Source organism: Nocardia sp. NPDC058666, from assembly GCF_042714895.1.
Lineage (GTDB): Bacteria > Actinomycetota > Actinomycetes > Mycobacteriales > Mycobacteriaceae > Nocardia.
Window position 1 is genome coordinate 976 of sequence record NZ_JBHXRY010000065.1, and the last position, 639, is coordinate 1,614.

General features: G+C 63.8%; 1 pseudogene. It reads left to right on the forward strand.

Annotation, left to right across the window (positions count from 1 at the left end):
• Positions 1 to 528: 528 nt before the first annotated feature.
• A pseudogene (gene wblA, locus ACFWVD_RS28470) lies at positions 529 to 639 on the forward strand (transcriptional regulator WblA); the annotation flags it as partial.

A 639-nucleotide genomic window follows, 5' to 3' on the forward strand; every position in this document is an offset into this window, starting at 1 on the left:
GTCCCCTTGGCCGCGAGGCCCAGGGCGCCTGCGGCCGGAATCGCCATGCCGGCCAGTACAACCCCGGAGAGAACGGACACCCCGAGGAACTTGGCGGCCTGCTGGCTCCCCGTGAGCCCGCCGCCCGAGCGCTTCTTTCCCATAGGGGGCAGCCTACGTTCTGATTCGCCGGACACACGCGAATGCCTTGGCCTAAGCTGTCCCCAACTGTCACAGCAGTGTGGTGCGACATCAACCCCTCGGCTTGATTTTCACCCTTCCCGAATGGGGTGGACACATGTCCGAATCTGGCCCCTCTGCTGAAGTTGAACCGACGATTGCACCCGAATTGCCGGAATGGTCGGGCATGTCGCCGGATCACTCCGTCGGGTGATCTGCCGCTTACCCATAGTCCGTTCGGACCATTCAAGATTGGGCCCGTCGGGGGTGTTGCACTGTGCCCGCCTTCCGTAACGTCCTCAACTGGCAGCGGTGAATATGCCGCTACCGCCGTGGGGGAGCCTCGATTCGGGAGAGGACGGCGCCGGGATGGGCTGGGTTACCGACTGGAGTGCGCAGGCAGCCTGCCGCACTACCGATCCGGATGAACTATTCGTTCAAGGAGCGGCACAGAACAGGGCCAAGGCGGTGTGCACCGGT